This window comes from Caballeronia zhejiangensis, from assembly GCF_022879815.1.
GTDB classification, from domain to species: domain Bacteria; phylum Pseudomonadota; class Gammaproteobacteria; order Burkholderiales; family Burkholderiaceae; genus Caballeronia; species Caballeronia zhejiangensis.
The window spans coordinates 367,946-391,251 of record NZ_CP084283.1; the positions used below are offsets into that span (position 1 = coordinate 367,946).

Here is a 23,306-nt window from a genome sequence, read left to right on the forward strand (position 1 = left end):
TGATAACCAATACAACACTGAGGGCGCGACTACATCATGCACAGCGAAAATGCTCCGGCAATGACGCTCGCGGAGATGAGAGGCTGCGGATGGGAGTTAATCGTAAAAAATAACCTTTGCAAAGGTTATACCGGTCTTTTCCAAGATTTTTCGAACGCCGCCACGTCCGCAGTTGGAGAGAAAGACTTAAGAAAGGGTGAGTGCTTGAGGCTTCTAGCCCATGCGACTTCGATGATGCTCGCACCGATGAGCATCAATGAGCCATTCAGGCCGATGTTGTCGCTAACCGATGGAAGGCGTTCCGCGCTTCCGTCGGACTTTTCGATCGAAGACCTGAGCCTACTCGCTAGCTTCGTTGACTTCGTAGACAACCCTTGGCTAAGAGCAAGGTTATCGGACCTCGCTTGGCTCACGTTGAGGCCGCCGAATCCGAAGTTTGCGTTGATGGCCATCAACGCCTACGTAACGATTCCGTTGAGGCTTGAAACTTGGATTGCTGGTGGAGATGACTGCTGGCGTCGCGCCGTAAGCTTGGCGAGGATGCTTAGGCGAACCGCGGAGAAGGATCTGCAAGCTATTGAGTCGGCTGCCCTGGCGCGTTTTCTCCAACTCGATGCGAGCGATGGATTCATGGCCTTCTGGCTGGCAGAGTTTATGAGGCAAAATCGATTTGGGACAGCTGCTGCTTATGCTATTTCCGAGAGTCTGGGGGCAATTGCGTTCGTCCTTGGAGAGAAAAACGAGTTTCATGCAAGCCGGACATATTTCGAAGAAGCGGAGCATTGGTTCTCGGCGATGGGGGATAAAAATAGCTCGGCGCAAATGCTCGCGAATCTCGCCAAAGCATGGGAGGCTGAAGCGGATGCAGCACTATCGTCATATGTACCCAGCAACATGGTCGCGGCAGATTTTTATGAGAAGGCTATACAATCGTATCGCCGAATCCCCGGCGCGCTTAGGGGTCAACACGCTGTCGAGAAGCGGATCGCCGAAGTGCACGAAAAGTTGACTAGAGCGGGCGCTGGGGCATTAGGTGAGATGCACGTGCTTCGCTCGGACCCGATTGATGTTACGGAGATAATCGACCGTGCAACAGATCTCGTGAAAGGAAAGGCGCCGCTGGATGCGTTAAATGCGTTTGTGAACGTTACACGAGGGATAGGTGCTGAACAGCTGCGTAAACGATCCGAGCAAAGCCTCAAAGAATTCCCGTTGTTGTCGCTTTTTGCCGCGGTTTATTACTCGCGCGACGGTAGAGTAATCGCAAAGCGGCCCGGTGCTGGGCCACGAGACCACGGCTCAGATGATCATGATGCGGCGGTCCATGCTGAGATGATGCGCGAGTACAGAATGCAATTAGGTCTGGTAACGCAAGCGCTCATTTTACCGGCACTCGACATGATAAGGCTTGAGCATCGACTGCGTCGCGCCGACTTCGCAGCGCTGGCATATAAGTCACCGATCGTTCCGGCGGATCGAGCCGAAATGTTTGGACGAGGTTTGTATGCCGGATTCGATAATGACTTTGCTGCCGCTTTACATCTGTTGGTACCTCAAGTCGAGCACGTAGTTCGATACCAACTCAAAGCGGCAGGCGCTAAGACGACGAATGTTGCTAGAAACGGCGTTGAGAATGAGAATGGGCTGAGTACACTCCTGGAATTGCCAGAGTTAGAGCAGGTTTTTGGTAACGACCTCGCGTTCGAAATGCGCGCGCTCTTCTGCGATCCGTTGGGGTGGAATATCCGCAACGAACTCGCTCATGGCTTACTGAACGAGGATGACTGCTTTTCTGCAGGTTCCATCTACGCCTGGTGGTTCTGCCTGAAGCTTGTCTTCCTCCCCTTTTGGAATGCAACGCAGAACGGGGAGACAGCGGACGACGAAGGGCCAATATCGACCTGACCTACGCAATCATAGTCGTAGTATGTGGTTTGGAAATGCTGGAGTCGGAACAAATCGGCATTGTGCGTCGGCAAGCCCGCACAATGCCGAGCAAATCAGTTAATTGCCTCCACCCCTCACAACCCGCCGCTGCTTCACCGCTTCCGCCAGTCCTTCAAGCACGCCGACACTCTCATCCCACCCGATACAGGCATCGGTAATACTCTGCCCGTACGTCAACTCGCACCCTTCCTTCAAATCCTGCCGCCCGGCAACGAGATGCGATTCCACCATCACGCCGACAATCCGCTCATCTCCAGCCGCAAGCTGCTTACCAATATCCTCACAAACCGGAATCTGATTTTCATGCTTCTTCGAGCTATTAGCATGACTCGCATCGATCATCAGACGCGCCGCCAACCCCGCCTTCCCGATATCCGAGCAAGCCGCATCCACACTCGCAGCATCATAATTAGGCGCTTTCCCTCCGCGCAAAATAATATGGCAATCCTCATTCCCCGCGGTAGAAACGATCGCCGAATGCCCGCCCTTGGTCACTGAAAGAAAATGATGCGGCTGGGAAGCCGCCTTAATCGCATCGACGGCGATCTTTACATTTCCGTCAGTGCCATTCTTGAACCCAACAGGACAGGACAGCCCCGAAGCCAATTCCCGATGAACCTGCGATTCCGTCGTTCGAGCCCCGATCGCTCCCCAAGAAATCAGATCGGCGATGTACTGCGGGCTAATCATGTCGAGGTATTCAGTCCCAGCCGGAAGCCCAAGCTCATTGACATGCATGAGCAGTTCCCGCGCAGCCCTCAATCCATCATTGATCTTGAAGCTGTTATCCATATACGGATCGTTGATGAGCCCCTTCCATCCGACGGTCGTGCGCGGCTTTTCGAAGTACACGCGCATCACGATTTCCAGCTCACCCGCAAAACGCTTACGCTGCTCGATCAACTTCCCCGCATATTCCATAGCGGCCTTCGGATCATGAATCGAGCAAGGTCCGATGATGACGATCAACCGGTCATCCATCCCATGAAGAATGCGGTGCATCGACTGCCGCGCGTTATAGATCAGCTCCGAAACCGGCTCGGCGCAAGGGAATTCGCGGATCAGATGCGCGGGCGGGGTCAGCTCTTTCAGTTCACGGATACGAACGTCATCGGTATTGTGCGGGGGCATGTCGGTTCTCCAGCGGCAGCGTGCGAATCAAACTATGAGACGAAAAAAAACCGCCAGACTCGCTGGCGGTTTTTTCGGGAATTCGGTTTGTTCAACCTGTGTACGACTCACCCTCTCGATCCGCCAGCGGTCTGAGATGCCAAAAGAAATAAAAATAAAACTTGGCGGACATGATGGATCGAAAAAGAAACCGGACGTCGGTCGAAAAAAGTTGTGACTGCTTTTATAACCTCAAACGTGCAGCGCTGACAACCCTGCACACGCAAAAACGCGGACAACCCGCACCGAACGAAACGAAGACGCTACGTCCACGCCCGATCGATGCGGAAATCCCGCATGCACGCGGTGGGCGATCAGACCGTGCCGCCGACCGTCATCTTCTCGATACGCAACGTCGGCTGACCGACGCCCACCGGCACGCTCTGTCCTTCCTTGCCGCAGACGCCGACGCCGCTATCCAGCGACATGTCGTTGCCGATCATCGTCACGTACTTGAGCGACTCAGGCCCGCTGCCGATCAGCGTTGCGCCCTTCACCGGATACGTGATCTTGCCGTTCTCGATCATGTACGCCTCGGACGCCGAGAACACGAACTTGCCGTTGGTGATATCGACCTGACCGCCGCCGAAGTTCACCGCATACAGGCCGTTCTTCACCGACGCCAGAATCTCCTGCGGATCCTTGTCGCCGTTGAGCATGTACGTGTTGGTCATGCGCGGCATCGGCAGCGCGGCGTACGATTCGCGGCGCGCGTTGCCCGTCACCGGCATCTTCATCAGGCGCGCGTTCAGCGAATCCTGAATGTAGCCCTTGAGAATGCCGTCTTCGATCAGCGTCGTGCACTGCGTCGGATTGCCTTCGTCGTCGATATTGAGCGAGCCGCGCCGATTCGGCAGCGTGCCGTCATCGACGACGGTGACGCCCTTCGCCGCGACCTGCTCGCCGATGCGTCCCGCGAACGCCGACGAGCCCTTGCGGTTGAAATCGCCCTCCAGGCCGTGTCCGACCGCCTCGTGCAGCAACACGCCGGGCCAGCCCGGCCCGAGCACGACGGTCATCGCGCCGGCCGGAGCAGGGCGCGCTTCGAGATTGACGAGCGCGGCATGCACGGCATCGTCGACGTACTTCTGCAGGATCGCGTCGGTGAAATAGCCGTAGTCGAAACGTCCGCCGCCGCCGCCGGTGCCGATTTCGCGCCGGCCGTTCTGCTCGGCAATCACCGTCACGGAGACGCGCACGAGCGGGCGCACATCCGCCGCGAGCGCGCCGTCGCTGCGCGCGACCAGCACGACATCGTATTCGCCGGCCATGCCGGCCATCACTTGCGTAATGCGCGGATCTTTCGCCCGCGCCATTTGCTCGACGCGTTCCAGCAATTTCACCTTGGCGGTGGCGTCGAGCGAATGCAGCGGATCGGCGGCGAGATAAAGATCGCGGCCCGACACGCCCGTAAGCGTGCTCGCCGGCTTGATCTTGTGCTTGCCGCCGCCCGCCTTGGCGATCGCGCGCGTGGCGATCGCGGCCTGACGGATGGATTCGGGCGAGAGGTCATCGGAATACGCGAACGCGGTGCGCTCGCCCGACACGGCGCGCACGCCGACGCCCTGATCGATGCTGAAACTGCCCGATTTGACGATGCCTTCTTCGAGACTCCACGCTTCGCTGCGCGTGGACTGGAAATAGAGATCCGCGTAATCGACGCGATGCGTGAAGATTTCCGCCAGCGTGCGGGTGATCAGGCCTTCGTCGAGGCCGTAGGGCGTGAGCAAAACGTCCTTCGCCGTGACCAGGTTACGAATGCCGGGTTCGATGATATTCATGCGGTGCCTATTGCGTGTTCTGTGACGAGTTCGATGATATTTGCAGACGATTTGCAGCCTATTCTACGTTCCGATTCGCTCACATCATGTGCGGGGAGAAACCCGCGTCTTCAAGTTCGCGCGCGCTTCAACGGAGCACGCGATGCCGGTAAGCCGGCAAACTCTGTCGCACGGCGGCGATGCGCTGCAGATCGATGCCGCCGATCACGACGCCCGGTCCTTCATCCTTCACATCGACGATTTCGCCCCACGGATCGATCAGCATGCTGTGACCCCACGTGCGCCGTCCGTTCTCGTGATTGCCGCCTTGCGCCGCCGCGAGCACATAACACTGATTCTCGACGGCGCGCGCCGTGAGCAGCGTCTGCCAGTGCGCGCGGCCGGTCGTGTAAGTGAACGCGGATGGCACGACCATCAGCGCGCAATCGCCGAGCTTTCGATACAACTCCGGAAAGCGCAGGTCGTAGCACACCGACAATCCCACGCGTCCGAACGGCGCGTCGAATGAGCGTACTTCGTTCCCCGGAAAGATCGTGCGCGCTTCGTCGAACGATTCCTCGCCCTTTTCGAAATTGAACAGATGAATCTTGTCGTAGCGCGCGACCTGCTGTCCGCGCGGATCGAAGACGAGCGTCGTGTTCATCACGCGATCCGGTTCCGGCGACTGCAACGGCAACGTCCCGCCGATGATCCATACGCCGTGTTCGCGCGCCGCGTCGGAAAGGAACCGCTGGATCGGTCCGTCGCCCGGCGTTTCGCGGATCGCGAGCTTATCGGTGTCCTTGAAACCCATGTAGCAGAAATATTCGGGCAGGAGCACCAGTTGCGCGCCGCTTCGCGCAGCCTGGGCGATAAGCCGTCCGGCGTCCGCGAGATTCCGGTCGCGGTCCGGCGCGCTGACCATCTGCAGCGCGGCGACCTGAAACGGGGCCGCGCTTTCGCTCGATCTTTCGCTCATGTCTTGGGTGCGCTGTCTAAAAAGGGGACGAAAACCGCGCCGCCGAACGCCCGTTTCAGCGGGCAGCGGCCGGAGCCACGGCGGTGGGGGGTGTTTCGATCTTACCCTGATCGCCAGTGAGCCGCTTAACGACGGGTTTGCTCCACGAGCCGGTGATCGAATAGTCGAGCGCGAACGCTTTCTGAATCGACGCCGACAGCGCGAGATCGGCGGCGAGCGCGCCGAGGCCGAGCAGCGGATTGATGACCGCCGCGCCCAGTGCGACCGCGCCGGCGCCGACGGTCGGAATCACCTTGACGTGGAGGTCTTGCGTCTGCTTCGGCATATCGACGATGCCCTGCATCTGCACGCGCGCCGGCGACGTGACCATCAGGAAGTCGTCCGTGCGGCTGATGCCATCGACGATCGTCGCGTTGCCGGTGATCTTCTCGAACGGCAGGCCCTTGCCGACGACATCCTCGAAATGCAGCGTCAACAGGCTCGCGAGACTGCGCAGGCTGAAGACGCCGAGCCACTTCGCCGAGCCCGGCGCACGCAGAATCTGCCCGTGACGCAGATCGACGGCGACGTTGCCATCGAGCGTGTTCACGTCGACGGCCGTCGGCCCGCCGTTCCACGCCGCGTGACCCGACACGGTTCCGCTGCCCGAACCGACCACGTGCGGCGCGCCGAAACGGTCGATCAACTGGCCGCCGTTCTTCACGTCGAGCTTGAAGTTGAGCGACGTGCGGCGCGGAGTGACGTCATCGGCCTGACTGCGCATCGCGTCCGGTTGCGCGGCGGCCTGCACGACGCCGCCCGGCAGCGTGCGCCACGTCGCGTTCGCGGTGAGCGTCGCGTCGGGGTTCGCGAGTTCGAGTTTGTCGAGCGTCCAGATCGGCTCATCGGCGATGACTTCGTTATGTGCGTCGACTTCGAGCCGGCCGAGGTCGTGGTCGCGGAACACGATCTCGTTCACGATGAGATCGATCGTCGGCATGTTGCGCGGCGGCTTCATCACGAGCTTGCCGGCGGCATCGTGCTCCTTCTTCTCCGGAATCACGATCTTCGCGAAGCGCGCCTGCAACGCGCCGGGGCTTTCCTTCTTCGCGCCGGGCGTCCACGAGACATCGCCCGAAATCTGATTCGACGCGATGTTCGCTTGCCATGTGCGACCGGTTTCGCTTTCACTCGCGGCAATCGCGACGTTCTCCCAGCGCCGGTCGAGCAGATTGAGCGTCGTGAAATGGATGGCGGCGCGCGTTGGGATGAATTGCTTCACGTTCTCGCTCATCGGTGCGCGCGGCGCGTTCGCGTCGGCGGGCGAGTCGGCGGGCGAGTCGGCGGGCGAGTCAGGCATCGCGGCGCTGAGTTCGGCGAAAGTCTTGCGCCAGGCATCGGCATCGAATTCGTTCAGATCGGCGGTCGCGCTCACGCCTTCGGCCGGCAAATCCGCCGGCTTGTTCAGGCCGATCGCGCCGCGCACGACCTTCACGCGCGCGCGCATGTTCATCGGCTCGGCGACGTTCTGCGGATCGATCTTGACCTGAGCCTTGCCGATCTGCTGAAACACGTAATGCGCGGCCACCGGCCCGACGTTCAACTGCGCGTCATGCAGATCCGGCGCGCCGCCCGATGATGGCTGGAAGCTGAAGGTGAGCGGCATCGGCGCGCCTTTCGCCTTGCCGAACGGCGCGGGCAGATCGATGCCGAGTCCGGTCAGATCCGAACTCGCCTGCACGACCGGCAGCGCGTTCTTGACGCCGTGAACGTGCATCTCGTAAGGCGCGGCGCCGTCGATGCGCTTCATGAAAGCCGCGACTTGCGGCGTCATCGGCTTGTTGAGGCGGCCCGCGGCATCCGCGCCGATGCGTCCGTTCACGTCGAACGCATAGCTGCCGTCCGCCTGCACGCCGCCCTTGGCGCGCACATCGCCGCCGAGCAATTGCGCCGAGAGGCCATTGAGCGTGACGGTTTTCGCGGCGAAATCGGCACGGCCGCGCAGATGCGAGAGCGGCGGCAGATTGGCGTACCTGACTTCGTTGTCGGCGAAGGTGAGCGAGCCTTTGTACTCCGGCTTGATCGGCGGCTGCGGCGCGGGCGGCCGATAGCGCGGAATGCCGAGCGTGAGCGCGAGATCCGCGTTGCCTTTTGCGTCGATCTTGCGGGTCGCGTGCTTCGCCATCAGGCCGAGCGAGCTGTCGTCGACGTACTTCAGCATGTCGGCGAGCGGGCCGCGCGCCTTGCCGTCGATCCACAGCTTGGTTTCGCGATTGCCCGTATCGTCGATGCGCCCGACGACCTTCGAGACCTTGACGCCACGATAATGCCCGCGGCCGATATCGAAGCCGAGCTTGTTCTGCGCGAGCGTGAACGTCCCGTCGATACCCTCGAACGCCGGCCAGAAGTTCGGCAGGCCGTTGGCCATCTTGCGCGGCGGGAAGGGCGTGGGATCGAACTTGCCGCCGGTGAACGGCGCCTCGATGCGGAAGATGCCCGCATCGGGAAATTTCGCGTACGGAAAGCGCGTGAGATCGCCGTGCACTTCGATCGTCCCGTTCTTCGCGACGCCCGCCTGCAGCGCATGGCCGAGATAGACGCGCACGCGCTCGTTGAGGCTCGTCGGCAGATAGCGCACGAGACTCGTCACTTTCAGATGCGAGACCTTCGCCTTCAGATCGAGATTGCCGCGCCCGTGGCCCTGATTCCAGTAGTCCGCGGTGGCCTCGCCTTCGGCATCCGCGTTCTTCACGCGCAGCGTCTCCAGATGCAGCGTGAACGCGCGGCGCAGTTCGCCGGGCGCGATCGCATCGGCGACGGTCCAGCGCGCGCGGCCTTGCAGCGAATCGAAGACGAGGCGCGGATCGTCGAACGCGCCGGGAACGGTGACGGCGACGTTCTTCGTGTCGATCGTGATGTGGCCGCCTTTCTCGTTCGCGTCGACGCTGCCCCACAGATTCTCGACGCCCGGAATGCCGGCGCGCGGATGGTTGTTGATCGTGAGCCCGGGCGGCGGCTCCTGCGCCTGCACGCTCAGGCCGTTGAGATCGCCCTTGAACGCGTAGTGCAGAAGCGGCGCGTCGCCTTTCTTGCGCTGCTGCTGCGCTTCTTCCTCGGTCTTCGGCGCGGCGCGCTCGGTGTAGATCGTGTAATCGGACACCTGGCCGCGCGGATTGAAGCGCACGAGCTCGTTGAGGATCTTCGCCGGCAGCGGCAGCGCACGCGCGAATTCCGCGAGGATGCCGATATCGACGCTATCGCCCGTCAGCCGCAGCAATTGCCCCTTGCCGACCGAAGGCAGCCGGTACGTGGCCGTCAGCGCGCGCGACACGAGCAGACGCGCGACCGGCGTGCCGTCGTCGAGCGGCAACTGGCCGAACTCCGCGTGCAGGTCGCGCAGATCGAGCGTGTACGCGTTGTCGCTTTTGTCGATGTTCCAGTTGAAGCTGGCGATCGGAAGATCGAGGCGCGGCTGCGTCGGGCGCGTGCGCAGCGCGACGTTCGCGCCGGTCAGGTCGCCGGTCGCGTTCTGCAATTGGCCGCCCGCGAAGTTCAGCCAGATCTGGTTGTTGATGCGGCCGCTGTACATCTGGAACGGCAGCTTCACGTAGCGCGCGAGCGTCGGCAGATCGACGGGACCGGTCGAAACGTAGAGACGGCCGGTCCAGTTCGCGGGCGCGCCCATCGCCGAGAAGGGTTGATGACGGAAGTCCGCGCGGAAATCGAGCGGGCCGTGCAGCACGTCGCCATCGGCGGGCGCCTTGAGCGCAAGCCGATGACGCGCGCCGTCGTTGACGATCGCGAGGTGCAGGCGCTTGAACGCGATCTCGGGCGCGGCGCGCTGCGCGTCGCGCCAGCGCAGCGTGCCATCGCGCAGAAGAATGCGGTCCTGGCCGAGCAGCCAGGTCGTGAATGCGTTCGAACCGGTGCGATGCGTGGGAATCGGCACGCCCGCGACAGTAACCGCGCCATCGGCGTTGCGCGCGATGATGACATCGGGTCCGTCGACGGTCAGATCGGCGAGCTTGGGCCGCAGATGCAGCAGCGATCCCCACGCGATGCTCGCGCTCGCGTGCGGCACGGCGAGGCCCGGCGAGCCATCGGCGGCGTCGATGCGCAGGTTGTCGATATCGATCGTCGGCGAGAGCCCGGACCATCGCGCGGAAATCCTGCCGATGCGCAACTGGGCGTGAATCTGCGATGAGACGAGTTGCTCGATCCGCGGCCGGAACGAATCGACCTGCGGCATGACGATATAGCGCAGGCCGACATACACGCCCGCCACCGCGAAATACGCGATGGCCGCAATGACGAGAAGGAATTTGAAGACGCGCGCAAGCACGCGCTCGGCGTTGCCGCTGGGCCTGGCTTGTCCAACTTCGGTCGGGTCGACGGATCGTCTGCTGTCGGACATGCTGCTGCTGTTCGGCGATATGGTAGTTTTGCGTGTTTGACGCTGAAATGTAACACGGGCATTGCGGCGACGGCCGCTGCCTGCGCACTCGTGGAGGCTCGCTGAGCCGCGCCCGGCAAGACTTGCGGCGCGGTGTTATACCGCGATGCCTTTCCGGAAGCAATGAGCGAACCTAACCTTTCATGACCGACGCAACTCTTCTCAGTTCCGATTATTCCAACTATGCGGCGCGCGCGTACTCGGCGCGTCCCGAACTGGCGTCGAATGTCGCGCAATGGGCGCAGACGCGCATCACGCGTGGGTGGATCGAAGCGCGGCTGGACGCGCACTGCACGCCTTGCACCGAAAGCGGCGTGCTCGATGAAGCCGCGCTCAAGACCGCGTTGCGCCGCTTGCGGACCGAAGTCTTCTGCACGGTGATGGAGCGCGATCTCGCGGGCACCGCCGATGTCGCCGAAGTCACCGGCGCGATGACCGATCTCGCCGAAGTCACGGTGCAGCGCGCGCTGGCGGTGCTGTCGGCCGATCTCGAAGCGCTCTTCGGCGAGCCGCGCGGACCGGACGGCGAGCGGCTCACGCTCGGCGTCGTCGGCATGGGCAAGCTGGGCGGGCGCGAGCTGAACGCATCGTCGGATATCGATCTGATCTTCGTCTACGAAGAGGACGGCGAAACCTCGGGCGGCACGCGCTCGGCGCTCCCGACGCAGGAATTCTTCACACGGCTCGGCCGGCGGCTGATCGGCGCGCTCGCGGAAATGACGCAAGACGGCTACGTCTTTCGCGTCGACATGCGGCTGCGTCCCAACGGCGACTCCGGCCCGCTCGTGTGCAGTCTCGGCATGCTCGAAGAGTATTTCTACGTGCAGGGCCGCGAATGGGAGCGCTACGCGTGGATCAAGGGCCGGCTCATCTCGGAGACGAAGAGCGATTCGGCGAAGCGTCTCGCGAAGCAGCTCGAAGCCATCGCGACGCCCTTCATCTACCGGCGCTATCTCGATTACGGCGTGATCGCCGCGATCCGCTCGCTGCATCAGCAGATTCGGCAGGAAGCGCGGCGGCGCGCGTCGATGCGCCCCGACAAGGCCGACGACATCAAGCTCGGGCGCGGCGGCATTCGCGAGATCGAATTCAGCGCGCAAGTATTTCAGTTGATTCGCGGCGGACAGGCAGCGGATTTCCGCATTCGTCCGACGCTCGCGGTGCTCGAACGCGCCGCTGCGCATGGCCTGCTCGCGCCGCAGGTGTGCAAGGCGCTGTCCGACGCTTATCTCTTTTTGCGCACGGTCGAGCATCGGCTGCAATACCGCAACGATGCACAGACGCACGCGATGCCCGTCGCCGACGACGAGCGCGCGTTGCTCGCGAAATCGCTCGGCTTCGCGGACTACGCCGCGCTGATGGAAACGCTCGACGCGCATCGCGAGCTCGTCGAGCAGCAGTTCGATGCGATCTTCGCCGACAAGGTGAGCGGGCAGGGCGGCTGCGGCGTCGCGGAGGATTCGGTGGCGTCGTGGATCTGGAGCGGCGCGCTCGCCGACGATTCCGCGCAGGAAGAGCTCGCCGCGCGCCTCATGGAACTCGGCTTCGCGGACCCGGCGCCGGTGCTCGCACGTCTGACGGGCGTGTGGAATTCGGCGCGTTACGCCGGCTTGCCGTCGCAGAGCCGCGAACGCTTCGATATCGTCGCTCAACGCTCGATAGAAGCCGTGCAGTCGATCGATGCGCCGCGCCGCGCCGACACCATCATGCGGCTTTTCGATCTGCTCGAAGCGACGGCCAAGCGCGGCGCGTATCTCGCGCTGCTGACCGAATATCCGGCGGCGCTCGCGCGCGTGCTCTCGGTGCTGTCGGGGTCGCGCTGGGCGGCGGGCTATCTGATCCGCCATCCGCAATTGCTCGATGAATTGCTCGACGACGAAGCCATCGCCAGCCCGTTCGACTGGGCCGCGTTCAAACGCTCGCTGATCGCACGGCTCGATGCCGCCGAGGACGCGGAACATCAAATGGATCTGCTGCGTCACGCGCATCAGGCCGAAGTATTTCGCATTCTGCTGATCGATCTCGCCGGGCATCTGAGCGTCGAGCACGTGAGCGACCGTCTCTCCGAACTCGCCGACGCCGTGCTCGACGTCACCGTGCAGACCGTGTGGAAGCAGTTCCCGAAGCGGCATCGCGAGACGCCGCGCTTTGCGGTCATCGCGTACGGAAAGCTCGGCGGCAAGGAACTGGGCTACGCGTCGGACCTCGACCTCATCTTTCTGTACGACGATCCCGACGACGCGGCCTCCGACATCTACGCGATGTTCACGCGCCGCCTCATTACGTGGCTCACGTCGGCGACGGGCGCGGGCACGCTCTTCGACGTCGACTTGCGTCTGCGGCCGAATGGCGAATCGGGCCTGCTCGTGACCGACCTCGCATCGTTTCGCCGCTATCAGATTCGCGAGGGCGACGCGGCGAACACGGCGTGGGTCTGGGAGCATCAGGCGCTTTCGCGCGCACGCTACAGCGCGGGCGATGCCGAAATCGGCGCGGAGTTCGAGCAGATTCGCGCCGACGTGCTCGTCATGGAACGCGACGCGGCCGCGCTCGCGCGCGAGATCGTGTCGATGCGCCAGCGCGTCGCCGATGGCCATCCGAATCGCAGCGACCTGTTCGATCTGAAGCACGATCGCGGCGGCATGGTCGATATCGAGTTCATCGTTCAGTACTGGGTGTTGCTGCACGCGCGCGAGCATCGCGAGTTTCTGCGCAACGCGGGGAATATCACGCTGTTGAAGATCGCCGCGAAAAGCGGATTGATCGCCGAAGCAGAAGCCGATGCGATCGGCGCGGCGTATCGCCAGTACCGCAAGCTGCAGCACACGCTGCGGCTCGACGGTATGGAAAAGGCGCGCGTCGATCCGGCCACGGTTCAGACCGAACGCGACGCGGTGACGGCGCTGTGGGACCGCGTGTTCGCAGTGGCGTCGGCGGGCTGACGCGGATGCTTAAGCCGCCAGCATTTCCTTCGCGTGCTTGCGGGTGGTCGCGGTGATTTCGAGACCGCCGAGCATGCGCGCGACTTCTTCCACGCGTTTTGCGCGATCGAGTTGCTTTACCGTGCTCACCGTGCCGCCCGCATCGTCCGACGATTTCGCGACCTGGAAATGCTGATCGCCACGCGCGGCCACTTGCGGCAAGTGCGTGACGCACAGCACCTGACGGTCGCGGCCGAGCTGATGCAACAGACGCCCGACCACTTCCGCGACGCCGCCGCCGATGCCCGTGTCCACTTCGTCGAAGATGAGCGTGGGCGTCGGACTCGCCGTGCTCGCGATGACGGCGAGCGCAAGACTGATGCGCGCCAGTTCGCCGCCCGACGCGACTTTCGCGAGCGGCCGCAGCGCGACGCCCGCGTGTCCCGCGACGCGGAATTCGATCTGCTCCAGCCCGTTCGCGCCGCCTTCGGCGAGCGGCACGAGCGCGACCTCGAAGCTGCCGCCTGCCATCGACAGCTCCTGCATGCCTTCCGTGACCGCTTTCGACAGATTTTTCGCGGCCTTCGCGCGCGCCTTGGACAGCACCTTGGCTTGCGCGAGATATTCGCTCTTCGCTTTCTCGGCGGCGGCGTTGAGCGCATCGAGATCGGCGGCGGCATCGAGTTCGGCGAGCTGGCGGCGGCGCGCGTCGTGTTCTTCCGGCAGCGTTTCGGGTTGAAGGCGGAACTTGCGCGCGGTCGAGTGCAGTTGCTCCATGCGTCTTTCGACTTGCGCGAGCCGGTCAGGATCGAGCTCCAGCCGCTGCGCGTAGTGCGATAGCGAATACGACGCTTCCTGCAACTGGATTTCCGCCGGTTCGAGCGACGCGAGCACGTCGTTCAACGCGGGATCGATATCGGACAGGCCGCGCAGCTTCGAGATGATGGCGCCGAGCTGCGAGATCATCGCTTCGTCGGATTCGGAGAGCGCGCCGAGCGCACCCTGCACGCCGTCGATGAGACTCGCCGAATGCGACAGCCGATGATGCTCCGCGCTCACTTCTTCCCATTCGCCGGGCTGCGGCGCGAGCTTGTCGAACTCGCTCAGTTGCCACGCGAGACGCTCGCGTTCCAGTTGCAGCTCGCGGTCGCGATTCTGGGCGGTCTCGACGGCTTGCTGCGCGTCGCGCATCGCTCGCCACGCACGATTCACCGCGCCGGCCGTGTCGAGCAACTGCGCGTGCGTGTCGAAGAGTTCGCGTTGCGCGTCCGGTCGCATCAACAATTGATGCGCGTGCTGGCCGTGGATATCGACGAGCATTTCGCCGACTTCGCGCAACTGCGCGAGCGTCGCGGGCGTGCCATTGATGAACGCTCGCGAGCGGCCGCCCGAATCGATCACCCGCCGCAGCATGACCGAATCGGCGTCCTGCGTGAGCGCGTGTTCGTCCAGCCAGCGCACGACGAGCGGATGCGTCGAAAATTCGGCGGTGATGTCGGCGCGCGCCTGACCGGCGCGCACGACGCTCGCGTCGCCGCGCGCGCCGAGCGTGAGCGCGAGGGCGTCGATGAGGATCGACTTGCCCGCGCCGGTTTCACCCGAAAAGACCGTGAAGCCTGGATCGAAATCGATATCCAGCGTGGCGACGATGACGAAATCTCGAATGGAAAGATGACGGAGCATGGACGCTTCGGGGAAGGAAGTTCTGGCAGATCAGAGAGCGGACGAATCCTGCGACGGATGCTCGTTCCAGTGCAGCTTCTTGCGCAGCGTGGCGTACGTGCTGTAGCCGACCGGATGCAGCACCGGCACCGTATGCTTCGAGCGCCGCACTTCAATCGCGTCGTTCAGTTCGACGGCGGTGAACGACTGCATGTCGAAGTTCACGTTGACGTCGCGACCGCCGATGATCTGAATGGTCACTTTCGAATCGTCGGGCAGCACGATCGGCCGGTTCGACAGCGAATGCGGCGCGATCGGCACGAGCACGAAGCCCTGCAATTGCGGATGCAGGATCGGCCCCGCCGACGACAGCGCGTAGGCGGTCGAGCCGGTCGGCGTCGCGACGATCAGTCCGTCGGAACGCTGGTTGTACATGAAGTGGCCGTCCACCGACACGCGCAGCTCCGCCATGCCGGAGAAGCCGCTGCGATTCACCACGACGTCGTTGAACGCGAGCGCGTGGTAGATCGGCTTGTCGTTGCGCACGATGCGCGCTTCGAGCAGGCTGCGTTCCTCGCGCTCGAACTGGCCGGCGAGCATTTGCGGGACGATTTCCTGCATCGCCTTGAGCGGAATGTCGGTGATGAAGCCGAGCCGGCCATGATTCACGCCGATGAGCGGTGTTTTATACGGCGCGAGCTGCCGTCCGATGCCGAGCATCGTGCCGTCGCCGCCGAGCACGATTGCAACGTCCGCGCGCGCGCCCATCTCCGCGATGGAGAGCGCCGGGAACTCCGTCACGCCGACGTCCTTCGCGGTGCCCGCCTCGAAGACGACCTCGAAGCCCTGGCTCCTGAGGAGATCGGCGAGCGATCTCAGCGGCGCCTCGATGCCCGGCGTGTTGGTGCGCCCCACGAGGGCGACGGTCTTGAATTGGCCAATTTCCATGCCGGCATTACACCATAGTCAGAGAGCGAAAAGAACCGTGGGCGATGGCCGCCGGGCGCGCCGCGACGAGACCGTGCGGCATGACGCGGGCAGGCTCGCCGTTTGTCGCTAGAATGGAGCGGACGTTGAATGCCGACCACCCGGCGCGGCTCGCCGCTATCCGACACGTTGAGCTAAAATTTCCCCATGCTAGACCCACGTGCACAAACCCTCCTCAAAACGTTGATCGAGCGCTACATCGCCGAAGGTCAGCCGGTCGGTTCGCGCACGTTATCACGTCATTCCGGCCTCGAACTGAGCCCCGCGACGATCCGCAACGTCATGTCGGATCTCGAAGACCTCGGGCTGGTCGCGAGCCCGCATACGTCGGCGGGACGCATTCCCACGCCGCGCGGCTACCGGCTCTTCGTCGACACGATGCTGACTGTAGAAGCACCGCAAGACGAGGCCATGACCACCGCGGTCAAGACTCGCCTGCAAGGCGAGGAGCCGCAGAAGATCGTCGCGGCGGCGGCGAGCGTGCTGTCCAATCTGTCTTCGTTCGCGGGCGTCGTGCTCACGCCGCGCCGGAGCCACATGTTCAAGCAGATCGAGTTCATGCGGCTGTCGGACAAGCGCATTCTGCTCATCATCGTGACGCCCGAAGGCGACGTGCAGAACCGCATGATGGCCACGCAACGCGACTATTCGCCTTCGCAACTCGTAGAAGCCTCCAATTACATCAACGCGCATTTCGCGGGCCTGTCCTTCGACGAAGTACGCCGCCGTTTGCGCGAGGAAATCGACCAGTTGCGCGGCGACATGACCGCGCTCATGCAGGCGGCCGTGGTCGCGAGCACCGCCGAGACGGACCCCACTGACACCGTGCTGATTTCCGGCGAGCGCAACCTGCTCGAAGTGGCGGACCTTTCGTCCGACATGGCGCGGCTGCGCAAGCTTTTCGATTTGTTCGACCAAAAGACGAGCCTCCTGCAATTGCTGGATGTATCGAGTCACGCGCAAGGCGTGCAGATTTTCATCGGCGGAGAAAGCAATCTCGTGCCGATCGAGGAAATGAGCGTCGTGACGGCGCCATACGAGGTCAACGGGAAGATCGTCGGCACGCTCGGCGTGATCGGCCCGACGCGCATGGCGTACAACCGCGTGATTCCGATCGTCGATATCACCGCGCGTTTGCTGTCGATGTCGCTCAGTCATCAGTGACGCCATCTTGGCGCGCCGCGAAAGAGCGCGCCACTAGGCCGTTCGGCCAATGATGCGTCCGAAAACGCGCCGCTATAATGGTCCTCAACTTTTCCGACGACCATCTTCAGGCTCGCTTCCCTTATGCGTTTCGACCTCGAGTTGCCCTCGCAGCCCAGCGCTTCGCATCGCGTCGCGGTGCTGCTGATCAATCTCGGCACGCCGGACGCGCCCACGCCGCGGGCGGTGCGCAAGTATCTGGCGCAATTCCTGTCCGATCCGCGCGTCGTCGAAATTCCGTCATTCGTGTGGCAATTCATTCTGCGCGGCCTGATCCTGCCGTTTCGCGGGCGCGCATCGGCGAAGAAGTACGCGCAAGTGTGGATGCCCGAAGGCTCGCCGCTGCGCGTGCATACGGAAAAGCAGGTCGACGGCTTGCGGCGGCTCTTCGCGGCGAACGACTATCACGTCATCGTCGACTATGCGATGCGCTACGGCACGCCGGGCATCGGCGCGATGCTCAATCAGCTGAAGCTCGAAGGCGCCGACCGCATTCTCCTGTTGCCGATGTATCCGCAATACTCGTCGTCCACGACGGCCACCGCGTTCGATGACGCGTTCGCCGCGCTCAAGCGCGTGCGCAATCAGCCGGAAATCCGCACGATCCGCCATTACGCCGATCATCCGGCGTATATCGCGGCGCTCGCGGAGCAGGTGCGCGACTATTGGCGGCATCACGGCCAGCCGGATTTCGCCGCGGGCGACAAGCTCGTGCTGAGCTTCCACGGCGTGCCGAAGCGCACGATGGATCTCGGCGATCCGTATCACGACCAGTGCCAGCTGACCGGTTCGTTGCTCATGGCCGCGCTCGGGCTTACGCCGGTCGAATGCCGCGTGACGTTCCAGTCGCGCTTTGGGCGGGCGGAGTGGCTTCAGCCGTACACCGCGCCGACGGTCGCGGAGCTCGGCGCGGGCGGCGTTTCTCGTGTGGACGTGTTCTGTCCCGGCTTCACGGCGGATTGTCTCGAGACGATCGAGGAAATCGGCATCGAGGTGCGCGACGAATTTCTGAAGGCGGGCGGCAAGCATTTTCACCGGATTGCCTGCCTGAACTCAGCGCCCGCGTGGATCAAGGCACTGGGCGAGATCGCCGCGCAACATCTTCAGGGATGGCCCGTGCAGACTGTGCAGCCGCTCAGCGCAGTGGCCTGAGCGCGGCTTTTTCAGGCATTCACCCATGAACTACAAGATTTCGACGGAACCTGGCGCGCGTTTGCGCATCGATAAGTGGCTTTGGGCAGCGCGTTTCTTCAAGACGCGTTCGCTCGCGAGCGATGCGGTCGAGAAAGGCCGCGTGAAGATCGGCGGGGCGAATGTGAAGCCGTCTAAGGACGTGCGCGTCGGCGATATCGTCGAGATCGATATCGAACGGCTGGTGTGGCAGGTCGAAGTGCTCGGGATATGCGATGTGCGCGGCCCGGCGCCGGTCGCCCAGACGCTCTATGCCGAAACCGGGGAAGGCCGTGCGAAACGCATGGCCGAGGCCGAGCGCCGCAAGAATTTCCGCGAGCCCGCAGCGGAACTGCAGGGAAGGCCGACGAAGCGCGACCGGCGCACTATCGACAAATTTTCTCGTTCGGATTGAAGTAGCTTTCGATGGTCGCGTGAACGCCGCCGTACTCGGTGGTACGTTCGGTCACGACGCCGGACATGCAGATGGTGGTCGTTCCCGCGACGAGTACCAGGGCGACCACCGCGATAGCAAAGGTCAGTTTCATGGTATCCCCGGGAAGCGGGTTGCCCGGTCAGAAGGCGGCCGGATCAGGAAACGGGCAAGGGCTGAAAGCGGTTTGAAGCAATTCGTAGGATTAGGGTTAACGTGCGTCCTGCGCTGCTTTTTCGAAGTGTAGGCGACTCAGGGCTTTCCCTCAATCCGAAAATCGCGCGCCGCGGCGAAGTCTGTATTACGAGCCATTGCGGCGCCATCTTGCTGTCGAGATTTGTCCGAAAAACCGTTTCGAAGGCTTGAAAAAGCTTTCGGCGCCCTCATTTCGGCCGTTAGTGCGAAAAATGCGTCCGACTTTCGGTCTGGCCGCTTTCGCAGCCGATTCAACTCACTGCAATACATATTCAGCGACATGGAAAACACGCAAGAGAATCCAGCGAGCCAGAACGCAACGCCCGCCGACGATAACGCGCGCCAGTCCGCCGACCCGACCAGCGCGGCGGCTCCCGCGTCCCAAGGCGCACCGGCTGATGCCGCCGCCGCGCCGCAAGCCGCGCCGAATGAGGCCGAAGCTGCGCTCGCCGAAGCGCAGGCCACCATCGCCGCGCTCAAGGAAGACTTCCTGCGCGCGAAGGCCGAAACCGAGAACGTGCGCCGCCGCAGTCAGGAAGATGTCGCGAAGGCGCATAAATTCGCCATCGAAAATTTTGCGGAGAACCTGCTTCCGGTGCTCGACAGCCTGGAAGCCGCGCTCGCCGACCAGTCGACGGATGTCGCCAAGGTTCGCGAAGGCGTCGAACTGACGCTGCGTCAACTGACGGGCGCGTTGGAGAAAGGCCGCGTGATCGCGGTGAACCCGGTCGGCGAAAAATTCGATCCGCATCGCCATCAGGCCATCTCGATGGTTCCGGCGGAACAAGACCCGAATACTGTCGTCACGGTGCTGCAGAAGGGCTACGTCATCGCCGACCGCGTGCTGCGTCCGGCGCTCGTGACCGTCGCCGCGCCGAAGTAATCGATCTCGCGGCGTACGTGCCGGCCGTGTCGGTCGCCGCACAAAAAAAACTTATAGACCGCATCGTTTGCAGGGTCTTGAAATCGAAACTGACGCTCTTATCTTGCGTACAGGTATGAATTTTGGGCGTTCGGCCCGGTAAATCGGCAAAAGCCGGCATCGAAAGGCCGGCCGCAACGCCACTGCGATCAAAGCTAGGAGAGGATAAAAAATGGGCAGAATCATCGGTATCGACCTCGGCACCACGAACTCGTGCGTGGCGCTGATGGAAGGCAATCAGGTCAAGGTCATCGAGAACTCGGAAGGCGCGCGCACCACGCCGTCTATCATCGCGTACATGGATGACAACGAGATCCTCGTCGGCGCGCCTGCGAAGCGCCAGTCGGTCACCAATCCGAAGAACACGCTGTACGCGGTCAAGCGCCTGATTGGCCGCCGCTTCGACGAGAAGGAAGTGCAGAAGGACATCAACCTGATGCCCTACAAGATCGTCAAGCACGACAACGGCGATGCATGGGTCGAAGCGCACGGCAAGAACCTCGCGCCGTCGCAGGTTTCGGCTGAAGTCCTGCGCAAGATGAAGAAGACCGCTGAAGACTACCTCGGCGAGCCGGTGACGGAAGCCGTCATCACGGTTCCGGCGTACTTCAACGACAGCCAGCGTCAGGCAACGAAGGACGCGGGCCGCATCGCCGGTCTGGAAGTGAAGCGCATCATCAACGAGCCGACCGCGGCCGCGCTCGCGTTCGGTCTCGACAAGGCCGAAAAGGGCGACCGCAAGATCGCCGTGTTCGACTTGGGCGGCGGCACATTCGACATCTCGATCATCGAGATCGCGGACGTGGACGGCGAAATGCAGTTCGAAGTGCTGTCGACGAACGGCGATACGTTCCTCGGCGGTGAAGACTTCGACCAGCGCATCATCGATTACATCATCGGCGAGTTCAAGAAAGAGCAGGGCGTCGACCTGTCCAAGGACGTGCTCGCGCTGCAACGCCTGAAGGAAGCCGCTGAAAAGGCGAAGATCGAACTGTCGTCGACGGCTCAGACCGACATCAACCTGCCGTACATCACGGCGGACGCGTCCGGTCCGAAGCACCTGAACCTCAAGTTCACGCGTGCCAAGCTCGAAGCGCTCGTCGAAGAGCTGATCGAGCGCACGATCGAACCCTGCCGCATCGCGATCAAGGATGCGGGCGTGAAGGTCGGCGACATCGACGACGTGATTCTCGTCGGCGGCATGACGCGTATGCCGAAGGTGCAGGAGAAGGTGAAGGAATTCTTCGGCAAGGATCCGCGCCGTGACGTGAACCCGGACGAAGCCGTCGCCGTGGGCGCCGCGATTCAAGGCCAGGTTCTGTCGGGCGACCGCAAGGACGTGCTGCTGCTCGACGTGACGCCGCTGTCGCTCGGCATCGAGACGCTCGGCGGTGTGATGACGAAGATGATCAACAAGAACACGACCATCCCGACGAAGCACTCGCAAGTGTATTCGACGGCGGACGACAACCAGGGCGCCGTGACGATCAAGGTGTTCCAGGGCGAGCGCGAAATGGCCGTCGGCAACAAGCTGCTCGGCGAGTTCAACCTCGAAGGCATTCCGCCCGCACCGCGCGGCGTGCCGCAGATCGAAGTGACCTTCGACATCGACGCGAACGGCATTCTGCACGTTGGCGCGAAGGACAAGGCGACGGGCAAGGAAAACAAGATCACCATCAAGGCGAACTCGGGTCTGACGGACGCGGAAATCGACAAGATGGTGAAGGACGCCGAAGCCAACGCCGAGGAAGATCACAAGCTGCGTGAGCTGGCCGACGCGCGCAACCAGGGCGATGCGCTGGTTCACAGCACGAAGAAGGCGGTCGCGGAGTACGGTGACAAGGTCGACGCTTCGGAGAAGGAAAAGATCGAAGCGGCGCTGAAGGACCTCGAAGAGGCGCTGAAGAGCAGCTCGAGCGACAAGGCCACGATCGAAGCAAAGGTCGAGGCGCTGGCTCAGGCTTCGCAGAAGCTCGGCGAAAAGATGTACGCCGACATGCAGGCGCAGCAAGGCGCGGCGGGTGCGGCAGGCGCGGGCGCGTCGGCGGATGCGGGCGCGAGCCAGCATCACGATGACGTCGTCGACGCCGACTTCAAGGAAGTGAAGAAGGACTAACGCCGAATCGGGCGCGTGAGTGGCGACATTCACGCGCTTTTCGGTGGTATCACCGGGACGCGTTGGCGTCTGACGTGGAGCGCGCCTGGCGAGCCTTTCGGCTCTCCGGGCACGTTGTTTTTAGAGGCGCGTTGCTTCTGGCGAGGCGCAAAAAGTTTTACGCGCGGGTTGCGAGCGACATCCGCAGCATCTCGCAGCATCTGACAGGAACCGCGGCGCTCAAGCGCGGCGGCATCGAACCGACATGGCGAAACGGGATTACTACGACGTTCTGGGCGTCGCGAAAAATGCGAGCGACGACGAGATCAAGAAGGCGTATCGCAAGCTCGCGATGAAGTATCACCCTGACCGCAACCCGGACAACAAGAAGGCGGAAGAGAATTTCAAGGAGGCGAAGGAAGCCTACGAAATGCTCTCCGACCAGCAGAAGCGGGCCGCCTACGATCAGTACGGCCACGCGGGCGTGGATCCGAACATGGCGGGCGCGGGCGCGCAAGGTTTCGGCGGTTTCGCCGATGCCTTCGGGGATATCTTCGGCGACATCTTCGGACAGACGGCGGGTGGCGCCGGCGCGCGCGGCCGCAGCGGTCCGCAGGTGTATCGCGGCGCGGACTTGCGCTACAGCATGGAAATCACGCTGGAGCAGGCGGCGCACGGCTACGACACGCAGATTCGCGTGCCGAGCTGGGTGAACTGCAACGTCTGCCACGGCTCCGGTGCGAAGCCGGGCACGAAGCCCGAAACCTGCCCGACCTGTCATGGTCAGGGCCAGGTACGCATGTCGCAAGGGTTTTTCAGCATCCAGCAGACGTGCCCGAAGTGTCACGGCAGCGGCAGCTACATCCCCGATCCGTGCGCGAACTGCCACGGCGCGGGCAAGGTGAAGGAAACGAAGACGCTGGAAGTGAAGATTCCGGCGGGCATCGACGACGGCATGCGAATCCGCTCGGCGGGCAATGGCGAGCCGGGCATCAACGGTGGTCCGGCCGGCGACTTGTATGTGGAAATCCACATCAAGCAGCATTCGGTGTTCGAGCGTGACGGCGACGACCTGCATTGCCAGATGCCGATTCCGTTCACGACGGCGGCGCTCGGCGGCGAGATCGAAGTGCCGACGCTCGCGGGCCGCGCGAGCTTCACGGTGCCGGAAGGCACGCAGTCGGGCAAGACGTTCCGTTTGCGCGGCAAGGGCATCAAGGGCTTGCGTTCGAGCATCGCCGGCGATCTGTATGTGCATGTCCAGGTGGAAACGCCGGTCAAGCTCACCGACGCGCAGCGCGATTTGCTCAAGCAGTTCGAGAAGTCGCTCGTCGAGGGTGGCGCGCGGCATAGTCCGCAAAGCAAGAGCTGGTTCGACCGCGTGAAGAGCTTCTTCGATTGATGCGGTCGAGTGCGTAGTACGTCGGGCA

General features: G+C 62.8%; 15 protein-coding genes. 8 read left to right on the forward strand and 7 right to left on the reverse strand.

Translation table 11 applies throughout. The features are described from left to right. The first annotated feature begins 36 nt into the window (after positions 1-36). Positions 37-1,905 carry a DUF4209 domain-containing protein gene (locus LDZ23_RS01800; RefSeq protein ID WP_244807689.1) on the forward strand — a complete coding sequence of 623 codons (1,869 nt, stop codon included), beginning with the start codon at positions 37-39 and terminating at the stop codon, positions 1,903-1,905. A gap of 99 nt (positions 1,906-2,004) precedes the next feature. On the opposite strand, the gene aroG is transcribed toward LDZ23_RS01800, so the two are convergent. The 4 genes from aroG to LDZ23_RS01820 all read right to left on the reverse strand — a co-directional run bounded on the left by aroG (position 2,005) and on the right by LDZ23_RS01820 (position 10,249). Further along, the gene (gene aroG, locus LDZ23_RS01805; protein WP_244807690.1) at positions 2,005-3,078 is read right to left on the reverse strand and encodes a 3-deoxy-7-phosphoheptulonate synthase AroG; all 1,074 of its coding nucleotides are present in this window, start codon (positions 3,076-3,078) and stop codon (positions 2,005-2,007) included. A 353-nt stretch (positions 3,079-3,431) separates the two neighbouring features. Continuing rightward, positions 3,432-4,898: a metalloprotease TldD gene (tldD, locus tag LDZ23_RS01810; protein ID WP_008351481.1), complete on the reverse strand. Its 1,467-nt coding sequence runs from the start codon at positions 4,896-4,898 to the stop codon at positions 3,432-3,434. Between the two features lie 127 nt (positions 4,899-5,025). After that, positions 5,026-5,856 carry a carbon-nitrogen hydrolase family protein gene (locus tag LDZ23_RS01815; protein WP_008351480.1) on the reverse strand — a complete coding sequence of 277 codons (831 nt, stop codon included), beginning with the start codon at positions 5,854-5,856 and terminating at the stop codon, positions 5,026-5,028. A 55-nt stretch (positions 5,857-5,911) separates the two neighbouring features. Continuing rightward, positions 5,912-10,249 (reverse strand): YhdP family phospholipid transporter, encoded by a 4,338-nt coding sequence (locus tag LDZ23_RS01820; protein WP_244807691.1) that lies wholly within the window; start codon positions 10,247-10,249, stop codon positions 5,912-5,914. A gap of 182 nt (positions 10,250-10,431) precedes the next feature. Here LDZ23_RS01820 and glnE point away from each other — a divergent pair, with 182 nt between their 5' ends. Continuing rightward, positions 10,432-13,230 carry a bifunctional [glutamate--ammonia ligase]-adenylyl-L-tyrosine phosphorylase/[glutamate--ammonia-ligase] adenylyltransferase gene (gene glnE / locus LDZ23_RS01825; RefSeq protein WP_175979811.1) on the forward strand — a complete coding sequence of 933 codons (2,799 nt, stop codon included), beginning with the start codon at positions 10,432-10,434 and terminating at the stop codon, positions 13,228-13,230. A 9-nt stretch (positions 13,231-13,239) separates the two neighbouring features. Here the strand turns inward: glnE and recN are convergent, their stop codons facing one another. Together recN and LDZ23_RS01835 are read right to left on the reverse strand one after the other, a co-directional pair. Then, a complete protein-coding gene (recN, locus tag LDZ23_RS01830; protein ID WP_034470661.1) occupies positions 13,240-14,892 on the reverse strand; it encodes a DNA repair protein RecN in 1,653 nt (550 codons plus the stop codon). Positions 14,893-14,922: 30 nt separating this feature from the next. Next, positions 14,923-15,819 (reverse strand): NAD kinase, encoded by an 897-nt coding sequence (locus LDZ23_RS01835; RefSeq protein ID WP_008351476.1) that lies wholly within the window; start codon positions 15,817-15,819, stop codon positions 14,923-14,925. A 186-nt stretch (positions 15,820-16,005) separates the two neighbouring features. Between LDZ23_RS01835 and hrcA the strand changes: the two genes are divergently transcribed. From hrcA to LDZ23_RS01850, 3 genes are all read left to right on the forward strand, one after another. Next, on the forward strand, positions 16,006-17,022 hold the full coding sequence (hrcA, locus tag LDZ23_RS01840) for a heat-inducible transcriptional repressor HrcA (RefSeq protein ID WP_008351475.1): 1,017 nt from the start codon (positions 16,006-16,008) through the stop codon (positions 17,020-17,022). Between the two features lie 123 nt (positions 17,023-17,145). Next, complete coding sequence (hemH, locus tag LDZ23_RS01845) at positions 17,146-18,213, forward strand: ferrochelatase (RefSeq protein WP_008351474.1); 1,068 nt, start codon at positions 17,146-17,148, stop codon at positions 18,211-18,213. A 25-nt stretch (positions 18,214-18,238) separates the two neighbouring features. Beyond that, positions 18,239-18,646 (forward strand): Hsp15 family ribosome-associated heat shock protein, encoded by a 408-nt coding sequence (locus LDZ23_RS01850; RefSeq protein ID WP_008351473.1) that lies wholly within the window; start codon positions 18,239-18,241, stop codon positions 18,644-18,646. Here LDZ23_RS01850 and LDZ23_RS01855 read toward each other — a convergent pair. Next, complete coding sequence (locus tag LDZ23_RS01855; protein WP_008351472.1) at positions 18,618-18,779, reverse strand: hypothetical protein; 162 nt, start codon at positions 18,777-18,779, stop codon at positions 18,618-18,620. The genes LDZ23_RS01850 and LDZ23_RS01855 overlap by 29 nt on opposite strands. Positions 18,780-19,139: 360 nt before the next feature. Here LDZ23_RS01855 and grpE point away from each other — a divergent pair, with 360 nt between their 5' ends. The 3 genes from grpE (at position 19,140) to dnaJ (ending at position 23,278) form a co-directional block, all read left to right on the forward strand. After that, complete coding sequence (grpE, locus tag LDZ23_RS01860) at positions 19,140-19,742, forward strand: nucleotide exchange factor GrpE (protein ID WP_008351471.1); 603 nt, start codon at positions 19,140-19,142, stop codon at positions 19,740-19,742. Positions 19,743-19,953: 211 nt separating this feature from the next. Beyond that, entirely contained in the window at positions 19,954-21,897 is a 1,944-nt protein-coding gene (gene dnaK / locus LDZ23_RS01865) for a molecular chaperone DnaK (RefSeq protein WP_244807692.1), read from the forward strand. 244 nt (positions 21,898-22,141) lie between these two features. After that, the gene (gene dnaJ, locus LDZ23_RS01870) at positions 22,142-23,278 is read left to right on the forward strand and encodes a molecular chaperone DnaJ (protein WP_008351467.1); all 1,137 of its coding nucleotides are present in this window, start codon (positions 22,142-22,144) and stop codon (positions 23,276-23,278) included. The last annotated feature ends 28 nt before the right edge of the window (positions 23,279-23,306 follow it).

Coding starts and splice junctions, on each gene's coding strand:
- LDZ23_RS01800 (WP_244807689.1), top strand. CDS start 37: ATGCACAGCGAAAATGCTCCGGCAATGACGCTCGCGGAGATGAGAGGC.
- aroG (WP_244807690.1), bottom strand. CDS start 3,078: ATGCCCCCGCACAATACCGATGACGTTCGTATCCGTGAACTGAAAGAG.
- tldD (WP_008351481.1), bottom strand. CDS start 4,898: ATGAATATCATCGAACCCGGCATTCGTAACCTGGTCACGGCGAAGGAC.
- LDZ23_RS01815 (WP_008351480.1), bottom strand. CDS start 5,856: ATGAGCGAAAGATCGAGCGAAAGCGCGGCCCCGTTTCAGGTCGCCGCG.
- LDZ23_RS01820 (WP_244807691.1), bottom strand. CDS start 10,249: ATGTCCGACAGCAGACGATCCGTCGACCCGACCGAAGTTGGACAAGCC.
- glnE (WP_175979811.1), top strand. CDS start 10,432: ATGACCGACGCAACTCTTCTCAGTTCCGATTATTCCAACTATGCGGCG.
- recN (WP_034470661.1), bottom strand. CDS start 14,892: ATGCTCCGTCATCTTTCCATTCGAGATTTCGTCATCGTCGCCACGCTG.
- LDZ23_RS01835 (WP_008351476.1), bottom strand. CDS start 15,819: ATGGAAATTGGCCAATTCAAGACCGTCGCCCTCGTGGGGCGCACCAAC.
- hrcA (WP_008351475.1), top strand. CDS start 16,006: ATGCTAGACCCACGTGCACAAACCCTCCTCAAAACGTTGATCGAGCGC.
- hemH (WP_008351474.1), top strand. CDS start 17,146: ATGCGTTTCGACCTCGAGTTGCCCTCGCAGCCCAGCGCTTCGCATCGC.
- LDZ23_RS01850 (WP_008351473.1), top strand. CDS start 18,239: ATGAACTACAAGATTTCGACGGAACCTGGCGCGCGTTTGCGCATCGAT.
- LDZ23_RS01855 (WP_008351472.1), bottom strand. CDS start 18,779: ATGAAACTGACCTTTGCTATCGCGGTGGTCGCCCTGGTACTCGTCGCG.
- grpE (WP_008351471.1), top strand. CDS start 19,140: ATGGAAAACACGCAAGAGAATCCAGCGAGCCAGAACGCAACGCCCGCC.
- dnaK (WP_244807692.1), top strand. CDS start 19,954: ATGGGCAGAATCATCGGTATCGACCTCGGCACCACGAACTCGTGCGTG.
- dnaJ (WP_008351467.1), top strand. CDS start 22,142: ATGGCGAAACGGGATTACTACGACGTTCTGGGCGTCGCGAAAAATGCG.